Raw genomic sequence first — 17,744 nt, 5'->3', positions numbered from 1 at the left:
CATGACGCAGCAGGGCAAGGTCAGAAAAGCGGTCTTTCCGGTGGCCGGTCTCGGCACGCGGTTTCTGCCGGCGACCAAGGCGATCCCGAAAGAGATGCTGACCGTCGTCGACAAGCCGGTCATCCAATATGTCGTCGACGAGGCGCGCGCCGCCGGCATCGAGCATTTCATCTTCGTCACCGGACGCAACAAGGCTGTCATCGAAGACCATTTCGACATCCAGGTGGAGCTTTACGATACGCTGCGGAGTCGCGGCAAAACGGACGAATTGAACAACCTTCAGGCGCTGCAGCCGAAGCCAGGCCAGACGAGCTTTACGCGCCAGCAGGAGCCGCTCGGCCTCGGCCATGCCGTGTGGTGCGCGCGCGAACTGGTCGGCGACGAGCCTTTCGCACTGCTGTTGCCCGATATGGTGATGCAGGACACGCGCGGATGCCTTGCCGGCATGGTCGACCTTTACGGCCAGGTGGGCGGCAACGTCATCTCGGTCGAGGAGGTCCCGGATGAGGAGACCCATCGCTATGGCATTGTCGGCGTCGGCGAGGATATCGGCGAGGACGGATTCCGCATCAATGCGATGGTCGAAAAGCCGACGCCTGGAACGGCGCCCTCCAATTATTTCATCAACGGCCGCTATATCCTTCAGCCCGAAATCTTCAGCATCCTCGAGACCCAGGAAAGAGGTGCCGGAAACGAAATCCAGATCACCGACGCGATGTTGAAACTCGCCGAGCAGCAGAGCTTTTCGGCTTACCGTTTCCGTGGAAACACGTTCGATTGCGGTTCCAAGGAAGGCTTCATCAAGGCCAATGTGTCTTTTGCCCTGACGCGCGACGATATCCGCGACAAGGTCGCGGACGACCTGCGGCGCATGGTCGATTCGCTTTAAAAGCTGCGTTAGCGCTGCATCTTGACGCCGACGCCGACGAAAAGATCGTCCTCTTCGGTGCCGCCGTCATTGAAGGTCCGCTGATAGGTGACGCCGCCATCGATTGCGAAATAGCGGTTGAGCCACCATGTCATGCCGGCGCCGGCGCCCGCCAGGATCTGGTTGGGCGTCGTGCCGACATAGTCCCGCCAGCCGATGAATCCGCTGGCACTGACCTCGACGGTGGTGCGCAGCCTGTGCGTCACCTCGGCGGTCGCGGCATAATAGACGGAACCGGATTCATCCGCGGTCGTGGAGTCCTCGAGGGCGGTGGACAGCCCCATCAGCACATCGGTGCCACGCCGTGGCGACCAGGTCGCGAAACCGTCAACCGTGAACGCCTTGATCGGCTCAAGCCGGCTGTCGTCGATATCGCGCTGGGCATAACCGACGGCGATTTCGCCGGTCAGCTTTTCGCCGAAATCCGTGGCGACGCCCGCCCTCAGCCCATAGGTGCGCGACGAGCGGTCGAACCCAGAGGAATCCAGCGTGTCGTCATAGATGATCTGGCCAAAATCGCCCTCGATGAACGGGCGGTGAGCGGATCCTGTCTCCAGGCCGGCGCGCAGCGTGACGGTGTAGTTGTTTTCATCGCGGTCGGATAGCGATTCGAATGTGCCGCCCGACAGTTCGGCGCTGCCAAAGGTGGTGCGTCCGCCATCGATGGTGGCGGTGCCACGCCAGGTGCCGAACAGGTGGGTGAGCGAAGCGGAGGCATCGAACGTGTGGACTTCCGCCTGGGCGATGGCGTCCGTTATGGCGTTGGCGTCGGTCTGGTTCTCGCGGCCGAACTGGTAGTCGAAGCTGAGATTGGCTGTGGTGGTCGAGGAGATATCGAGCCGCAGATCCGCATTGACCGTGGTTTGCGGGTCTTCCGATCCGGCGCCGCTGATCGTCTTGTCGATCACCTGCTCGGCGCCGATGATCAGTTGATGCCGTGACCAGTCGGATTCGATCTCCGTATCGAGCACCGTCCGGCTGTAGGTCCGCGATACGGTCGCCGTTCCGTCCGTCTCGTGCTCATAGGCGATCTGCTGGGTCACCGACGGGCGCATCACGAAGGTGCCGACACGAATGCCGACCGGCGCGAAAGGATCGGGATCGTCGAGCCGGTTCACCTGCGTGGCAACAGGTTCGGTGCGGGGATTGATGGTGTCGCCATCCTGCACGGGTTCGATGGGCTCGATAATCAGCGGCGGTTCCTCAACAGCCTCGTCTTCTTCCGGATCCTCGACAATGCGCTCGGCGGCGCGAAACAGCCGCCGGCGCTCTGTGCTGCTGAGACCGTCGTCATCGGTGATGCCGCGCAGCAGGAGATCTTCGTTGCTGATCGTCTGGGTGCGCGCCGCGTCAGGGTGCGCCAGGCATGCGGCGGTCACCAGAAGAAACAACCCCGCCCGCGGCGGGGATGCAGAAAACCCGAATGTTGTGACAATGCGTTTACGCGACGCCATGGGCGGGTGGCCTGAACCGGTTTGAAATCTTGTCAAACCGTAAAGCGTCGTGGTTAAGGCTTCCTTTACGCGCCTGCGCGAATGGGGCGCGTGAAACGAGGCTCAGGCGGCCTCGACCCTCAGCTCCCGTCCGGTGCTTTCGACGACGCGCACCTGTGTGCCGATGGGCAGGTCCGGGCCGTTCACCACCCAGGTGGTGTCATCGATGCGGATGCGACCCCGGCCTTCGCTGATCGGCTCGGACAGTGTCGCGGTGCGGCCGACAAGACTGGCGCCGCGCTTGTTGAGCAATGGCTCGTCGGACTTGCCGCTGCGGGCCATGATGCGCCGCCCGACAATCGCCGCCGCCACGGCCAGCACCGCGAAGACGAGGATCTGCACCTGCCAGACCCAGAACGGATCGGACCAGAACAGCAGCGAAAGGCAGCCGACAATGATCGCGGCGATGCCGATCCAGATCAGGAACACGCCCGGCATGAGGATCTCGGCGGCCAAAAGAACAAGACCCAGGACCCACCAGCTCCAGGGACCGAGCTCGAGGACGATGCGCTGGATCATGTCTCGTCATCCCGGAAGCCGGCCGATGGAACGGAGCCGCGCCGTTGTGTCGAGCCGGAGGCCGGCTGACCGCCTTCGCCGAAGACCTCCTTGGCGATTGCGCCGATGCCGCCGAGCGAGCCGATCAGCGACGAGGCCTCCATGGGCATCAGCACGATCTTCTGGTTGCGGGCGGTTCCGATCGACTGGATCGCCTCGGTGTATTTCTGGGCGACGAAGTAGTTGATGGCCTGGACATCGCCGACGGCAATGGCGTCCGAAACCACCTTGGTCGCCTTGGCTTCGGCCTCGGCCAGTCGCTCACGGGCCTCGGCTTCGCGGAATGCCGCCTCGCGTGTGCCTTCGGCTTCCAGGATGGCTGCCTGCTTCGCGCCCTCGGCGCGCAGGATCTGGGCGTTTCGCGAGCCTTCGGCCTCAAGCACCTCGGCGCGCTTGTCGCGCTCGGCCTTCATCTGACGGGCCATCGCGTCGACAAGATCGTTGGGCGGGTTGATGTCCTTGATCTCGACGCGGGTGATCTTGATTCCCCAGGGGCTTGCGGCCTCGTCGACAACGCGCAGCAGCCGGTCATTGATGGCGTCGCGGTTGGACAGGAGCTCGTCGAGATCCATCGAACCCATGACCGAACGGATATTCGTCATGGTCAGGTTGAGGAGCGCCGTTTCCAGATTGTTGACCTGGTAAGCCGCCTGCGGTGCGTTGAGGACCTGGTAGAAGGCAACGGCATCGGCGGCCACCGACGCGTTGTCCTTGGTGATCACTTCCTGGGTCGGCACGTCGAGAACCTGCTCCATCATGTTCATGCGCGCGCCGACGCGGTCGACAAAGGGGATGATGAGATTGAGGCCCGGTTCGAGCGTCTTCGTATAGCGGCCGAACCTTTCGACCGTGTAGTTGAAACCCTGGGGTATCGTCTTGATTCCGGCAAAGAGGACAAGAACGACAAGAACGACAAAGACGAGAACCGCAATGTCGAATCCGCTGAAAGGCATATTTTGTCTCCCGTTGTAATCCGCCGATCCGGGCAAACTGGAACGAAGGCGAATCAGTTCGCATGTCCCCGGCCCCCGGACCTAAAATGGGTGTAAGCCGGAAAAGTTGCAAACATGTCGCGGTTTGCGTGTGGATTGCCGTGCGAAAACGGGGCCCGTTTACAGCCAGCCCTGCAATTCGCGCCGCACGACAGTTTCGATGACCGCCATGCCTGCGGGCCCGTCGTTGAGGCAGGGAATGTGGGTGAATTGCTCGCCGCCATTCTCGTGGAAGATTTCGCCGGCTTCGCCGGCAATCTCCTCAAGCGTTTCCAGACAGTCGGAAACAAAGCCCGGATTGATGACGGCAAGACGCTTGACGCCGTCCTTGGCCAGTTTCTCGACCGTTTCATCCGTATAGGGCTGCAGCCACTCCTCAGGGCCGAAGCGGGACTGGAATGTGGTCATCAGCTTGCCATCGTCCCAGCCCAGCCGTTCGCGCACGAGGCGCGCCGTCTTCATGCAATGGCAGTGATAGGGATCGCCGTTCTTGAAATAGGATTGCGGTATGCCATGGAAGGATGCGACGACCAGTTCCGGTTCCCAGTCCAGCGTGGACAGGTGGCTGGTGATCGAATCGGCGATCGCCCCGATATAGGCTGGATCGTCATGATAGGGCGGCACGGTGCGCAGCGCCGGCTGCCAGCGCATCGCCATCAGCGTCTCGAAGGCCTTGTCATTGACCGTTGCCGTGGTGCTGGCGGCATATTGCGGATAGAGCGGGAACAGCAGGATGCGTTCGCATCCGGCTTCTTTCAGGGCAGTCAGGCGGTCCGGAATCGACGGCTGGCCGTAGCGCATCGCCCAGTCGACAACGACATCGGGGTGTGCAGCGAATGTTTCGGCCAACCGGTCGGACTGGTTGCGCGTATAGGTGCGCAGATAACTTTCGTCCAGTTCCTTGTTCCAGATGCTCTCATAGGCCTTGCCGACCTTTCCGGGCCGCGTATTGAGCACGATGCCGAAGAGGATCGGATACCAGAGCGCGCGCGGCCATTCGATCACCCGCTTGTCGGTCAGGAACTCGCGCAGATAGCGCCGCATCGAGGTGTAGTCCGTACCGTCGGGCGTACCCAGATTGACGAGCAGGACGCCGACCTTGCCGAAGGCGACACCCGGATGGCCGGAGGGCAGGGGGGAGGCCACGGTTTTCAGATCGGTGCTGTCGGCGTGTTTCATGTTTGATCCGTTCAAATGTTTGACCGGAACATATGTGGCAGCAGGGTTTTTTCAAGCACAATCGATGCAACACTGTGCCCGGCTTTGCGGTATGCGTGCCTTTCTGACGGCCGTCATTGAAGACAAGGTGCGCCCCCTGAGAGGGAGCGCGCCTTGCTCAGGATAGCGGTCTTGCCTACTGGTTCTGCTTGGCCGGGATGTTGAGCTGCTGGCCGACGTCCAGCTTGTGCGGATCCTGATCGGGATTGGCCTTGGCGATATCGCCCCATCGGAACGGATCGCCGAGATACTTCTCGGCCAGTTTCCAAAGATTGTCACCCGTTTCGACCACATGCTTGCCGGTCTCGCTTGCCGTGGTCTGCAAGGCCTTCACCTCCTCGGTGACGGTGCCGTCGTCCTTGGTCGCCGACTTCTGATTGGGCGTGACCTCGGTGATGCGGTCGCCAACATAGGGCTGGTAGGGTGATTTCTGCGTCAGGTAGGCCGACACCACGTCTTCCAGGCCCGGGCCGTAGTCATAGGCATCGGTGCCCTTGGTGGCGAAAACCTTGTAGCCGTCGCCGCCGGCGCGCATGAAGTTGTTGGAAACGATCCCGTAAGTGGCGTTGAGATCGATCGGCTTGTACTGGCCGTTGTCCTCGACCATGACATTCGACGTGCGGCTGCCCGGCGGCAGTGACAGGTCGAAACTGTATTTCAGGCCGGCCACCTGCGGAAAGCGCCCGGCGCCCTCTTCAACCTGGCTGACGCCGTTTTCCAGTGCCGCAACGACATCCGATCCGATCAGTTTGAAGGTCGCCAGGGTGTTCTGGAACGGAAGGACGGTCAGTACCTCGCCGGCGGTGATATCGCCGGCATCGATCGAGGCGCGCAATCCGCCGCCGTTCTGGATGGCGATGGAAATGCCCTGGCCGGAAACACGGTCCAGCATGGCATCGGTCACCAGATTGCCCATCTCGCATTCCCTGGCCCGGCAGCTTGCGCGATTGCCGTCGATCGGCGCCGCCGCGACCGCGATAACCCGCTTCATCTCCTCCTCGATCGGTTTGGCGAGTTCGGAAATGCGGGCCACCATGGCCTCGTTCGGCTTGAAGCTTGAATCGAGCAGGATCGGCTCGCCCGAGGCGCTCTTGATGTTGCCGTCATCGTCGAAGACGATTTTCACCTCGCCGAGATATTTCGAATAGGCATAGGCCGAAACCATTGCCACCTGCTTGCCGGACGGACCCGTCAGCATCAACGGATAGGGCCCCTCGGCCTTGTCGGCGGTGTTCGACAGCAGCGTGTTGGAATGGCCACCGACGATGAGGTCGATCCCGTCAACCTGCGCGGCGATCTTCTTGTCTTCTTCGATGCCGACATGGGTGAGGGCGATCACTTTCGTGGCCCCCGCGGCACGGACCGCCTTGACGGCGTCATTGAGGTACAGCACCGGGTCCATGAAGAGCACGGCCTCGCTCGGCGACGACGTTTCGACCGTGTCGGTGGTCACCGCGCCGACAATGCCGACCTTCACGTCGCCGAACTCCTTGATGACATGCTCGACCATCTTGCCGGCCAGCGGGCTGTTGGCGCCGATCAGCGCGTTGCCGTAGATGGTCGGGAAATTGGTGTTGTCGAGAAACGAGGCGAGCGCCTCGTCGCCATCGTCGAATTCATGATTTCCCAGAACATTGGCATCCAGACCAAGAAGATCGAGGAACTCGGCTTCGGCCTTGCCCTTGTAGACCGAGTAGAACACGGACCCCTGGAAATTGTCGCCCGCCGACAGGACGAGGACGTTGTTCAGCGCGTTGCGGCGCGCGTCGATGGCTGTCTTCAGCCGGGCGACGCCGCCGAAGCACTTGCCGTCGGTCTCGTCCTCGGCCGAGCAGGTCGAATCATATTTGTTGATCGGCTGGATGCGGCTGTGGAAGTCGTTGAAATGCAGCACGTTCAGCTCGAAATCGGCCAATGCAATGGCCGTCGATGCCGCCAGCGCGGCAAGTGTGACTGTCATGCGTTGCAGGAATTTTCGCATTCTAAGCTCCATGACTGATGCGGCACGCGAAAGCCCGCCAGATCCGGTCGCGTCCCGCTTGGGCAATGCCCTGCATTGCGCCGACCGTTGCGGAGGTTCATCGTCCCACCATAAAGGTTGCGCCGCAACCCGTAGCGGACCGTTCGTGCGGCGGTTTCGTGGCTATGCGTCGTAGTTGCGCTCGTCGGCAATGACCTTGCCGTCGTTCGGCAGGCTGCCTTGCTCGGCCACAACCACATCGCCTTTGAGCTTGGTGATATCGGCAAGCGTGGCGGCCAGAGCCTGCGCGTCCGGCGTCGCGCCCGCGGAGGGCTCCACATGCAGCGTCATCGCGTCCTGATCGCCGTTGCGGGCGACGACGAGGCGCGCCCGGGCGACGTCTCCGTGCCGCTGGACCAGGGCGGCGATCTGCTTTGGATCGACGAACATGCCCTTGACCTTGGTGCGCTGATCGGCGCGACCCATCCATCCCTTGATGCGGATGCCCGTGCGCCCGCACGGAGAGCGGCCGTCCATAACGGCCGTCATATCGCCGGTGCCGAACCGGATCAGCGGATAGGCCGGGTTAAGGGAGGTGACGACGATCTCGCCGACTTCCCCGTCGGTCACCGGATCGCCGGTGCCGGGCCGGACGATCTCGACGATCATGTTCTCGTTGAGGATCATGCCCGGATGCGGATTGCCATCCTTGTCGGCGCTCTCATAGGCGATGATGCCGACGTCCGCGGTCGCGTAGGACTGCATCACCTTGATGCCGCGCTCGCGATACTCCTCGCGCAGCGAGGGAAACAGAGCCCCGCCGGAAACCATGGCCCGCTTGATGGATGAGATGTCGCAGCCTGCCTCCTCGGCCTTGTCGAGCAACACCTTCAGATAGTCGGGCGTTCCTGTGTAGGCGGACGGCTTGAGCGACGAAGCGGCCTCGATCTGGGCTTCCGTATTGCCGACACCGGCCGGAAAAACGAGGCAGCCGAGCGCCCGCGCGCCCTCGTCGAGGACGAATGCGCCGGGCGTCATGTGATAGGAAAAAGTATTGTGGATGATGTCGCCGGAACGGATGCCGGCGGCAAAGAGACCGCGTGCCGACTGCCAGGGATCGGCGCCGAAACCCTGCGGCTCCCAGACGGGGCCGGGCGACATGAAGACGTGGTTGCCGGTGAGCGCATCGGGATCGGCCAGGCCGCCGAAGGGCGGGTTGGCGGCCTGCAATTCCATCAGCTCGGGTTTGCGCAGAACCGGAAGTGTTGCCAGCGCCTCGCGATTGTTGATTTTCATCGGATCGATGTCGCCGAGCCAGCTGCGCAGGCCTTCGGCCTTGCCCATGGCCTTTGCAAGGAATTCCGGAAGGGCCGCAAACAGTTCGGCTTCCCGCTGTTGCGGGTCGCGTGTTTCCAGGTCGTCAAAATAAGCGGTCACAGTGTACTCATCCTTACTTCATTTCAATCAAACAGGTGCCGGGCGGAACCCGCTGGAGCCCGCCGCAGCACCGGACATTGTGCCGGTCTTTGTTGTTTATCCGAGCCGGCGCTGCAACGAGAACTGACCGCCTTCATTTGACGTGCAGTTGAGCCTGGTCGGCGACACGAGCGAACAGTTGACCCGCGCATTGGTGTTGCGCACCAGCGACCGGATATCAACCTGCACCAGCCGTGGATTGATGTAGGTATATTTGCCGGTCGCCAGCAGCGTATTGGTATCGGTGGTCCTGGTTTCGAACCGCCCGGCCGAGAAACTCGACTGAATGCCGTTCGGATCCAGCCATAGCCCCTCGATCGAATTCGGATCTCCTCCGTATCCGGGCCCGTAACCGGATTGGCAGGCCGCCAACCCCGCCGCCATCGCTGCAAGTGTCGCGAGCCTGATCCATTGCCGCATATTCGCCTCCGCGTTGCTTGGTTGGACCGGTGGCGGGATAGCCGGTTCGGACATGTCCCCTTGTCCGATCCAAGTCGGTAACACTGATACCATCGGCCAGCCTATTCCTGCAACATGAAGGAAATGGGACAGGAATCTCAACGCGGATTAATGAACAAGCACGTTGCGGAATTGCCACGGATCGGATTCATCGAGATCCTCTGGAAACAGGCCCGGCCGGTCCGTGAGCGGGGTCCAGTCGGTGTAGTGTCCCTCGACGGGGCCGAGATAAGGCAGCTGGACCTCAAGGCAGCGGCGGAAGTCCATCTCGTCGGTTTCGACGATGCCCGCATTCGGATTTTCCAGTGCCCAGACCATGCCGGCAAGGACGGCCGACGTGACCTGCAACCCGGTGGCGTTCTGATAGGGCGCAAGTTCCCGGGTCTCCTCGACCGACAGGCGCGAGCCGTACCAGTAGGCGTTCTTGCCGTGGCCGTAGAGAAGCACGCCAAGTTCGTCGATCCCGTCGACCAGTTCATGCTCGTCGAGCACGTGCAGCTCCGGCTGCTGCTTGCCGCCATTGCCGAACATCTCGTGCAGCGACAGCACGGCATCGTTGGCTGGATGGTAGGCGTAATGGCAGGTCGGCCTGAAGACGACATTGCCGTTTTCATCTTTCAGCGTGAAGAAATCGGCGATGGAAATGGATTCATTGTGGGTGACCAGGAAGCCGTATTGCGGCCCCGGCGTCGGGCACCAGGTGCGCACGCGGGTATTGGCGCCTGGCTGGTCCAGATAAATTGCCGCCTGACAGCCGTCGGGATGGCTGTGGGCATTGCCCGGCTTCCACTTCTCATGCGTTCCCCAGCCGAGTTCGGAAGGCTGCAGACCCTCGGATATGAAGCCTTCCGCTGACCAGGTGTTCCAGAAGACGTCGAGCGGCTTCGGCTTTTTGGCGCGTTGCGTGTCGCGCTCGGCAATGTGTATGCCCTTGACGCCGACCCTTTGCATGAGCGCGGCCCAGCCTTCGCGGTCGCCCTGGCCGGGGGGCTGGAATTCGAGACCCAAGTCGTTCGCCAGGTTGACGAGCGCCTGCTTGACGAACCATGAGACCATGCCCGGATTTGCGCCGCAGCAGGAAACGGCGGTGGTGCCGCCGGGGCTGGCGCGCTTCTCACGGCGCACCGTTTCGCGTAGCGCGTAGTTGGTCCGCGCGGCATTGTCGAGCGAGTCGTCGAAATAGAAGCCCAGCCACGGCTCGACCACCGTGTCGATATAGGGAACGCCGATTTCCCGGCAGAACGTCATCAGTTCCAGGGACGAGGTGTCGACTGAAAGATTGACGCAGAAGCCCTGGCCCTCGCCCTCGGTCAACAGGGTGCCGAGCAGGTCGCGGTAATTATCGGGCGTGAGCGCCTCCTGAACGTGACGCACGCCGTGCTCGCGCATCAGATCGGCATCGTCGTCGCGCGGGTCAATGACGACCATCCGGCTCTTGTCATAGTCGAAATGGCGCTCGATCAGCGGCAGCGTTCCGCGGCCGATGGAGCCGAAGCCGATCATGACGATCGGGCCGTCGATCTTGCCGTAGACTGGATAATCGGCATTGGCCATTTTGGTTCCTTTCAACAATAAATCCCAGCGCCCTGTTATTGTCGCCGCTCTAAGCACAAACGTGCGGGCGATGGAAGTGGCAAAAGGCGAGGACGGTCATGCGCGCAGGGCTGCGGGCATCAGGCCGCGGAGCGAATTGCCGACATAGATTCGGTCGGCCGCGCGAAGATCGGCCAGTGTCAGGACCGCCTCCCGTGCCTTCCCGGCGTCGAGCAGTTCCTGGCGCAGCACGCCGCGCAGCAGGCCGCAGTCGAGCGCCGGCGTCAGCAGCGGCTCGTTTTCCCGCATCTGCAGGAACAGGCTGGTGATGGTGCCCTCGCACAGTTCGTCGCGCTCGTTGCGCAGCAATATTTCGTCGATTTCGGCCGTCGGAAATTCCCGCCTCGCGCGGACATAGATGTTCCGGAACGTGGTCTTGTGCCGCAGCAGCGGCTCGGTGGAATCAAGGCGTGTCCTGGCAACAGCCAGTCTCCAGATCTTGTCGGGATCCGATGCCGGGCAGGGGTGGGTCTCGACATGAAGGCCGCCATCCGGCGTGAGTTCGAGGCGAAGGCGTTGTTCATGATCGCTTGAAGGCAGGCTTTCGATTGCCGCTGTCAGTTCTTGCCGGTCGCAAGGAATCCCCAGCGCGGCGGCCGATCCTTGAAGGCGCTCAAGATGCAGCGGCAGCCGGTCGACTTTGCCGCCCGAGCGCCGGCGCATCGTCTCGATGAGCCCGGGCCCGGTCACGTCGGTTCTCCCGCCAGCAAGGCCTCTTCGCTCAGCGCATAGCGCGCCTTGACCAGGCATTCCTCATATTCGGACCGGGCGTTGGAATCGAAGATAATGCCGCCGCCGACATTGAACACCGCTTCGCCATCGGGGTAGAGGCTGATGGTGCGGATCGCCACGTTGAATTCCATGGGACCGCCCGGCGAGACCCAGCCGATCGAGCCGCAATAGGCGTTGCGGTCCGTGTCCTCCAGTTCGTGGATGATCTCCATGGCGCGGATCTTCGGGGCGCCGGTGATCGATCCGCAGGGGAAGATGGCGCGGAAGATATCGGCAATGGCGATATCGGGATGCAGCCGGCCGCGCACTCGGCTGACCATCTGGTGAACCGTGGCGAAGCTCTCGACGTGATAGAGCTGCGGAACGTCGACGCTGCCGGCAGCACAGATTCTCGAAAGATCATTGCGCAAAAGGTCGACGATCATCAGATTTTCACTTCGGCATTTGGGATCGTTTTCGAGCTGATGCTTGAAATACCGGTCTTCCTCGGGTGTCCGGCCGCGGGGCGCGGTGCCTTTCATCGGCTTGCTCTCGATCCGGCGGTCACGTCCGACCCGGAAGAAGAGTTCCGGCGAGCGTGAAACGATCTCCGGCCCGTCGAGCCGGACCAGGGCGCCATGGGCAACGGCCTGCCGGGCGCGAAGCGTGTTGAACAAGGGCACGGAACCGGACGCATAGTGCGCGGCGATCTCGAATGTCAGATTCGCCTGAAAACAGTCCCCGGCATGCAGATGCGCGCGCAGGCGATCGAAGCGGGCGCGATAAGCATCGAATTGCCAGCGGGGGCGGGGCCGCGCCAGAACGGCGGCGTTGTCACCGCGTTGCAGCAGTTCCCGGGCGGCCTGCGGCGGTTTGGGTTCCTTGAATATGCCGAAGCTCAGCAGCGGGCAGGCGCGCTGCCCTTTCCTTGGTGCAAGCCGATTTCTGAGCGCCGGTTCAAGGGCAATGCCGGCCTCGTAGGATATGTAGCCGGCCGACCAGAGGCCGCGCTGCCGGGCGTCCTGCAGCTCGGCGAGCGCCGGTTCGACCTCGTCCATGGACCACGCCGTGACCATATACAGCGCATCGGAGAAAAACAGATTCTCTCCGGTGAAATCGTTCCGGAAGAGGACGAACTGGTCGTGCATCGCTCTGGAGGACTTTTTCCTGGGCCGCTTTCCTGTGGCGTCGCGGGACAATCAGCCTGCATCACGCGGCCGCTTTCCCGGTCAAGCTGTATAGCCCATACCGGGCTGTGGCAATGTTCCGCCTGACACGCGGCGTGCCGCATTCGGATCAGAGTTGCTTGTCCAGCGTCTCCAGTTCGTCGATCAGCCCTTCGATCATCGAAAGGCCACGGCTCCAGAAGGAGGGATCGCTCGCATCGAGGCCGAACGGCGCCAGCAGTTCCGAGTGATGTTTCGTGCCGCCGGCGCGCAGCATGTCGAAATAGCGCTCCTGAAAGCCTTCTTCGGCGTTCTGGTAGACGGCGTAGAGCGAATTCACCAGACAGTCGCCGAACGCATAGGCGTAGACATAGAAGGGCGAATGGATGAAGTGCGGAATATAGGCCCAGAAGGTCTCGTAGCCTTCCGAGATGCGGATCGCCGGGCCGAGGCTCTCGCCTTGCACCGAAATCCACAATTCGCCGATCCGGTCCGATGTCAGTTCGCCCTCTCGGCGCGCCGTGTGGACCTTGCGCTCGAACTGGTAGAAGGCGATCTGGCGCACGACCGTGTTGATCATGTCCTCGACCTTCTGGGCCAGCATGGCCTTGCGTTCGCGCGGATCGCCGGTGGCGTCGAGCAGTGTTCTGAAGGTCAGCATCTCGCCGAAGACGGAGGCGGTTTCGGCGAGTGTCAGCGGCGTCGGCGCCATCAGTGCGCCCTGTTCGCCGGCAAGCACCTGATGGACCCCGTGCCCGAGTTCATGCGCCAGTGTCATCACGTCGCGCGGCTTGCCGAGATAATTGAGCAGTACATAAGGATGCGCGGACGGGACGGTCGGGTGGGAGAACGCGCCCGGCGCCTTGCCGGCCCGAACCGGCGCATCGATCCAGTTGCGGTTGAAGAAACGGCTCGCAATGTCGGCCATGCGCGGATCGAAATCGCCATAGGCGTTCAACACGGTCTCCCGCGCGGCCTCCCAGGTGATTAGTTTCTGCGGCGTTTCGGGAAGCGGCGCGTTGCGGTCCCAGTAGTCCATGACCTCCATGCCGAGCCATCGGGCCTTCATTGCATAGTAGCGGTGCGACAGGCGCGGATAGGCCTGCGAGACCGCATCGGACAGCGCGTCGACAACCTCGCGCTCGACCCGGTTGGCAAGATGGCGGCTGTCGGCAATGTCCTCAAAGCCGCGCCAGCGATCGGAAATTTCCTTGTCCTTGGCCAGCGTGTTGGTGATCAGCGTGAATGTGCGGATGTTCTCTTCGAATGTCTTTGACAGAGCCTGGGCGGCAGTGCGCCGCTCGCTGCCATCGGGCGATTGCAGCTTGTTGAGCGTCGGCTCGAGTGTCAGCACCTCGCCGTCGACGGTGAACCGCAAAGCGGCCATGGTCTCGTCGAACAGCCGGTTCCACGCGCCATGGCCGGTCACCGACTTTTCGTGGAATAATTGCTCGATGCGGTCTTCGAGCTGATAGGGCTTGTCCTTGCGCAGATCGACAAGCCAGGGACTGTAGTGGGCGGTTGCAGGGTCGTTGCCGATCGCCGCATCGATGACGCTGTCGTCGATCCGGTTGAGTTCGAGCGGGAAAAAAAGCAGCCGGCTTCCGACATCGGTGATCTTCGACTGGATATCGCCGTAGAACTTGGCGCGGGCCGGATCGGTGGTGTCGGAGAAGTAGGTGAGACCTGCGTAGGACACGATGCGCCCCATGATTTCCTCGAGGGCTTCAAATTGACGCAGCGCTGCGCCCAGTCCCTCGTCGCCGTCGGTACGGGCGGCGACTTCCAGTCCGCCCTTCCAGCGCGTTTCGAATGCCTTGCTGTCGTCCGCGGCCTTTTGCAGGTCGGCGGCAAGCTGCGGCGCATCCATGGCGGCATAGAGGTCCGACAGGTCCCATTCAGGCAGCCGGCCGAGCGCGCCCCTTTCCGAGGCCGGCTCCGCCGCGGATGCGAAAGGTTGTCTGAAAATTGTCAAAAACGGCTGAAATTGGGGCATTCGGGGCCTCACGGGTCTTTTCTCGACCCCACATTTAGGGTTCGAGTTTCGGTTCTCCAGACGGATGCCCCAGGGGGCGAGGGGTGGGCAAGGAAATCAGTTGTGTTCACAATCCATCTTACTCTGACATGATTCGAGATTAAGAAAACTGGTTAAATTCACACCTTGTTAGAACTTTGTTCACTATAAATGTCATTTGAAACGGAGTGTGAGTACTTTGCCTTGCTCTTACCGCAATTCTCGTACAGGGCTGCCCTGACGGCGAATTGTGCCTGGATTCGTCGGAAAACCAATATGATACGGTTGACCGAGACGAAGTTAGGCAGAATTATCGAGGGACTTGGTGGGGACGTTTGAGATTTTTGGGAACTTGTTGAGTCAGTCTCAAAAAATAGCCGAAGCGGTCAATGGACGCAGCCGGGTGCTGGCGGTCGTGCTGTTCGCGTTCGTGTGCGTGCTGATCGCCGCGCCGGCGCAGGCCGAAACGCGTTCCCTCAAACTCTATTTCATCCACACCAAGGAACGGGCGACGATCACCTACAAGAAGAACGGGCGCTACATTCCCGGCGGCCTCAAGAAGCTGAACCGGTTCCTGCGCGACTGGCGGCAGAAGGAAGCCACCAAGATGGATCCGCGCCTCTTCGATCTTCTGTGGGAAGTCTATCGCGCCAGCGGTTCCAAAGATCACATTCATGTGGTGTCCGCCTACCGTTCGCCGAAGACCAACGCGATGCTGCGCAAGCGCTCTCGAGGCGTTGCCAAGAAGAGCCAGCACATGGCGGGCAAGGCGATCGACTTCTACATTCCGGACGTGCCGGTCAAGAAGCTGCGGCGCATCGGCATGCAGTTCCAGGTCGGCGGCGTCGGATACTATCCGAAATCCGGTTCCCCCTTCGTGCATCTTGACGTCGGCAGCGTGCGGTCCTGGCCGCGCATGAACCGCAATGAACTGAGTCGTGTCTTCCCGAAAGGCAAGACACTGCACCTGCCGAGCGACGGCAAACCGCTTCCCGGCTACGATCAGGCGCTGGCCGACTACAAGAAGCGGGTCAAGTCCAACAGCATCCAGGTTGCGGGCCGGCGGTCGATCCGTGCACCGTCCAGAAACAACAACGACAACAACAGTGGCGGCGGCGGAAATCTGTTGGCCGGCCTGTTTGGCGGCGGCAAGGACAAGGACGAGCCGCAACAGAACGGGACAAGACGGACCGTCGTGGCCTCGGCGCCGACTGCGGCTTCCGCCCTGCCGGGCGTCGATGCAGCGGAAGCCGCACTTGAACCGGATCTGTCGATCGTACCGACGCCGCGCCTGCGACCGGCCTCACCATCCGAGGACGGTGTACAGATCGCGCTCGCATCGGCGCGCGAAGAGCTGAGCCCGGAGGCCATTACCGCGGCGTTCAGACCGCGTCTGCCTGAAAACGACCTTTCCGTTCCGGCGGGCAATCTACCGCAAGAGGACAACCGGCCAGTGGTCGTGGCGCTTGCGCCGCCGCGTCCGCCGCAGGATGTGCCGGGTGGATCGTTCCTCGGCGCAGGCGACAACGCCCTGCCCGGTACCGGCTTGCGCGCCGGCGGCAATACGGCCGTCCATACGGCTTCGCTCGGTGTTGTGCCGCAGAGTGGCGATGCGATTGGATCGATGCTTGCCGATCCGGTCATGACCGGTACGGCCTCCGCACGGATTTCGCGTGAGGAACTCGGTCTCGGCCAGAGCACGCCCTTGACCAATGACAGCCGTGTTCCGCAGCTTGCCTATGTGCCGCTTCCCGGGCAGCGTCCGGAATTCGGTTCTCCCGAGGCCCAGGCCATCGCGGCTGTTTTCGAAAACGGCGTGCCTGCACGGCCGTCCAACGAGACGACTGCCGGCATTCCCGTTCCCAGGCCTTCTCCGTTCGGGTCGCCGCGTGGCGACGAAATGGTCGCACTGCCGCCGGTGCAAGTTGCACTGGCGCCGGCCAATGGCGGGCTTGGCAATGCGTCGGGGCGTATCGATGCCTTCGCGCCGCAGCCCGAGATATCAAGCGCAAAGCGCGGACGGCCGAGCGCGCGTGACGCGGCACAAGACCGCCGTGGCGCCATCCGCGGCGCTCCGGTTCTTGCGCCGAACACGATCACGCACAATGCCTTGTCATCGCATCGTGTCGCCACCATGGACGCTCCGGTCCGGGCGCCGCAATTCGTGTCGAGCCACATGCGATCTGCACCGGACACGGTGCATGTTTCGGGCTTTTCGAGAGAAAACCAGGTGGCCAGCGCGGACGCGTTCAGCGGCCGGGCGGTCAATTTCATGACCGTCGCCCGGTTTGAAACCCGCAGCCAGTAGCCCGGTAATCCTGATTTTCCTGTGCCTCAGGCGTCCGGCGGCGCCTCGACCATGCCCAGTGCGTGCAGATAGGTGTCGAGCACGGCTTCCTGTTCCATGCGCTCATTCTGATCCTGTTTGCGGATCGAGATGACCTTGCGCAGGACCTTGGTGTCGAATCCCATGGATTTCGCCTCGCCATAGACCTCCTTGATGTCTTCGGCGATGGTTTTCTTTTCCTCTTCCAGCCTTTCGATCCGCTCGACAAACGCACGCAACTGATCTCTGGCTACACCATGGGCTTCGGACATGGGCGACTCCTGAACTGAATTGAACGAGGCGGACAGGTGCCCCGTCCTCGGCCCGTCGTCAAGTGGGTCGGCGAAATTGTTTTGCGATGTGTGTGGACAGCGACAGCTACGCCCTAGTGATCCGGATGGGATCGCGCGAAAGCCGCCTTCTGTTCGTCGCTCGCTTCGGTCTGATAGCGGTCTTTCCACTCGCCATAGGGCATGCCGTAGACGATTTCCCGCGCCTCGGACTTCGAGAGTTCGACACCGGCTTCGTTGGCTGCATCCTGGTACCAGTTCGAGAGGCAGTTTCGGCAAAAGCCGCCCAGATTCATCAGATCGATGTTCTGTACATCCGTGCGGCGCCGCAGATGCTCGACCAGCGTGCGAAAAGCCGCTGCTTCGAATTCCGTGCGTTGCTGTTTTGTCAGTTGTGTCATGCCGAACTCCGGTGGTCGCCTAATCACACAGCTCTCACATAGCGCTGCTACGGAGGATTATCCATCCGGACCGGACCCTTGAGCGACAATTATTTTAGGCGATGCAACGTTTTTTTGACATATTGAATGCAGATGCGGCAAAGAACATAATGCCGTATT

15 protein-coding genes are annotated in these 17,744 nt (G+C 61.9%); 2 read left to right on the top strand and 13 right to left on the bottom strand.

Translation table 11 applies throughout. The annotated features are described in order from the left end of the window. The first annotated feature begins 1 nt into the window (after position 1). Positions 2-889, top strand: coding sequence for a UTP--glucose-1-phosphate uridylyltransferase GalU (galU, locus tag OOZ53_RS17300; protein WP_271091081.1), 888 nt, complete (start codon positions 2-4; stop codon positions 887-889). Positions 890-897: 8 nt separating this feature from the next. Here galU and OOZ53_RS17295 read toward each other — a convergent pair whose 3' ends face one another. The 11 genes from OOZ53_RS17295 to OOZ53_RS17245 all read right to left on the bottom strand — a co-directional run bounded on the left by OOZ53_RS17295 (position 898) and on the right by OOZ53_RS17245 (position 14,550). Continuing rightward, complete coding sequence (locus OOZ53_RS17295; protein WP_271090932.1) at positions 898-2,307, bottom strand: outer membrane beta-barrel protein; 1,410 nt, start codon at positions 2,305-2,307, stop codon at positions 898-900. Between the two features lie 177 nt (positions 2,308-2,484). Further along, positions 2,485-2,940 (bottom strand): NfeD family protein, encoded by a 456-nt coding sequence (locus OOZ53_RS17290; protein WP_271090931.1) that lies wholly within the window; start codon positions 2,938-2,940, stop codon positions 2,485-2,487. Next, a complete protein-coding gene (locus OOZ53_RS17285; RefSeq protein ID WP_271090930.1) occupies positions 2,937-3,932 on the bottom strand; it encodes an SPFH domain-containing protein in 996 nt (331 codons plus the stop codon). Before OOZ53_RS17285 ends, OOZ53_RS17290 begins: the two co-directional genes overlap by 4 nt. A gap of 159 nt (positions 3,933-4,091) precedes the next feature. Beyond that, on the bottom strand, positions 4,092-5,150 hold the full coding sequence (gene hemH, locus OOZ53_RS17280) for a ferrochelatase (protein WP_271090929.1): 1,059 nt from the start codon (positions 5,148-5,150) through the stop codon (positions 4,092-4,094). Positions 5,151-5,325: 175 nt separating this feature from the next. Beyond that, positions 5,326-7,170, bottom strand: a complete 1,845-nt coding sequence (locus tag OOZ53_RS17275) for a 5'-nucleotidase C-terminal domain-containing protein (RefSeq protein WP_271090928.1) — start codon at positions 7,168-7,170, stop codon at positions 5,326-5,328. Between the two features lie 162 nt (positions 7,171-7,332). Beyond that, the gene (locus OOZ53_RS17270) at positions 7,333-8,586 is read right to left on the bottom strand and encodes a phenylacetate--CoA ligase family protein (protein WP_271090927.1); all 1,254 of its coding nucleotides are present in this window, start codon (positions 8,584-8,586) and stop codon (positions 7,333-7,335) included. A gap of 96 nt (positions 8,587-8,682) precedes the next feature. Next, positions 8,683-9,045, bottom strand: coding sequence for an outer membrane lipoprotein Omp10 (gene omp10, locus OOZ53_RS17265; RefSeq protein WP_271091080.1), 363 nt, complete (start codon positions 9,043-9,045; stop codon positions 8,683-8,685). 147 nt (positions 9,046-9,192) lie between these two features. Next, positions 9,193-10,638 (bottom strand): homospermidine synthase, encoded by a 1,446-nt coding sequence (locus OOZ53_RS17260; protein WP_271091079.1) that lies wholly within the window; start codon positions 10,636-10,638, stop codon positions 9,193-9,195. 96 nt (positions 10,639-10,734) lie between these two features. Further along, a complete protein-coding gene (locus OOZ53_RS17255) occupies positions 10,735-11,367 on the bottom strand; it encodes an aminotransferase class IV family protein (RefSeq protein WP_271090926.1) in 633 nt (210 codons plus the stop codon). Continuing rightward, the gene (locus tag OOZ53_RS17250; protein WP_271090925.1) at positions 11,364-12,536 is read right to left on the bottom strand and encodes an aminodeoxychorismate synthase component I; all 1,173 of its coding nucleotides are present in this window, start codon (positions 12,534-12,536) and stop codon (positions 11,364-11,366) included. Before OOZ53_RS17250 ends, OOZ53_RS17255 begins: the two co-directional genes overlap by 4 nt. A 148-nt stretch (positions 12,537-12,684) precedes the next feature. Then, a complete protein-coding gene (locus tag OOZ53_RS17245; protein ID WP_271090924.1) occupies positions 12,685-14,550 on the bottom strand; it encodes a M3 family oligoendopeptidase in 1,866 nt (621 codons plus the stop codon). A gap of 373 nt (positions 14,551-14,923) precedes the next feature. On the opposite strand from OOZ53_RS17245, the gene OOZ53_RS17240 reads away from it, so the two are divergent. Further along, positions 14,924-16,876, top strand: a complete 1,953-nt coding sequence (locus OOZ53_RS17240; RefSeq protein ID WP_271090923.1) for a peptidoglycan L,D-endopeptidase MepK — start codon at positions 14,924-14,926, stop codon at positions 16,874-16,876. Between the two features lie 26 nt (positions 16,877-16,902). On the opposite strand, the gene OOZ53_RS17235 is transcribed toward OOZ53_RS17240, so the two are convergent. Beyond that, on the bottom strand, positions 16,903-17,166 hold the full coding sequence (locus tag OOZ53_RS17235) for a DUF2312 domain-containing protein (RefSeq protein WP_271090922.1): 264 nt from the start codon (positions 17,164-17,166) through the stop codon (positions 16,903-16,905). 113 nt (positions 17,167-17,279) lie between these two features. Continuing rightward, complete coding sequence (locus tag OOZ53_RS17230) at positions 17,280-17,585, bottom strand: DUF1244 domain-containing protein (RefSeq protein WP_271090921.1); 306 nt, start codon at positions 17,583-17,585, stop codon at positions 17,280-17,282. Between the last annotated feature and the right edge of the window lie 159 nt (positions 17,586-17,744).

This window comes from Allohoeflea poritis (assembly GCF_027889715.1).
Classification (GTDB): domain Bacteria; phylum Pseudomonadota; class Alphaproteobacteria; order Rhizobiales; family Rhizobiaceae; genus Hoeflea_A; species Hoeflea_A poritis.
This window is presented reverse-complemented; position numbering and strand designations above follow the sequence as displayed.